Annotated in this window: 1 protein-coding gene and 1 pseudogene; both read right to left on the reverse strand. The window is 43.8% G+C overall.

The window, feature by feature from the left end; translation table 11 throughout:
* Nucleotides 1-168: 168 nt before the first annotated feature.
* Nucleotides 169-756, reverse strand: coding sequence for a protein-methionine-sulfoxide reductase heme-binding subunit MsrQ (locus tag B7X71_RS17665; protein WP_293599736.1), 588 nt, complete (start codon nucleotides 754-756; stop codon nucleotides 169-171).
* A gap of 23 nt (nucleotides 757-779) precedes the next feature.
* Nucleotides 780-1,049 (reverse strand): annotated as a pseudogene (locus B7X71_RS17670) (protein-methionine-sulfoxide reductase catalytic subunit MsrP); the annotation flags it as partial.

Genomic DNA, 1,049 nt, shown 5'->3' on the forward strand with positions numbered 1-1,049 from the left:
TACCAAGTTCCCAAGTAGCGCGGAACATCTAAGGAGGCTATGGTTTTGACAGCCTGGTCAGCTTGCTGAGCGTTAGCATGGACAGATCCAAGACAAATCAACAGAAAACCCAATGTGGAAATAATTGAAGCGCGAGAATATGAAAACAGAGTCATGGAAGGTGTGATGTTAAGTGATGAATTTCTTGCTCAAGAGATTGCGGATATAAGGAATCCTACAAGATAACAGCAATATCCAAACGATCGCATAAATTGTTACGGTATCAAGATCATTCTTGCCGGCTTTATGCCACCAATAGTGAAGGATCACAGTGCAAGCAATGAAATAAATCAGTCGATGCAGTTGAGCCCACCGACGAGCTAATTTTCTTTGAGCCCAATGGGTAGATGTCAGTGCTAGCGGAATCAAGAGAAGAAAGCTAATGAAGCCCATGGTGATGAATGGTCGCTTCACTACATCCTTGAGCATCTCTACCAAGTCAAAGTCCTGATCTAGCCAAAGCCAAATCCCAAAATGCAGACAGGCATAGAAAAAGCTAAATAAGCCCAACATCCTGCGATACCGAATCCATGCTGCTGAATTCGTCAGCAAGCGCAATGGCGTCATCGCTAAGGTCAAGCACAAAAAGACTAATGCCCAAGTACCCGTTGAACGGGTAATCAATTCAACTGGATTGGCGCCTAAGCCATCATTGAAACCCAGCCAGATTAGTCGCCCTAAGGGCAGTAGTGCCAGCAGAAAAACAAATACCTTCATGAAAACCAAGCATCTAAGATCAATTAGTAGAATTTCTTCAAGTCCATTCCGTTATACATACTGGCAACTTGATCGGCATAACCGTTAAACATTTGTGTTTTCATTTTGGGTGCAAAGGCCGCTTTGAAATCGCCAATCCGACGTTCGGTTGCTTGACTCCAACGAGGATGATTGACCAAAGGATTGACGTTGGAATAAAAACCATACTCTCGAGCATCAAACTGGCTCCAGCTAGTCTTAGGCATCTCTTCAGTCAAACGAATTGTGACAATCGACTTAGCACTCTTAAAGCC

It is taken from the genome of Polynucleobacter sp. 39-46-10 (genome assembly GCF_002282275.1).

What these genes read in the sequence shown, in the direction of transcription:
- B7X71_RS17665 (WP_293599736.1), bottom strand. Translation starts at nt 756, where the DNA reads ATGAAGGTATTTGTTTTTCTGCTGGCACTACTGCCCTTAGGGCGACTA.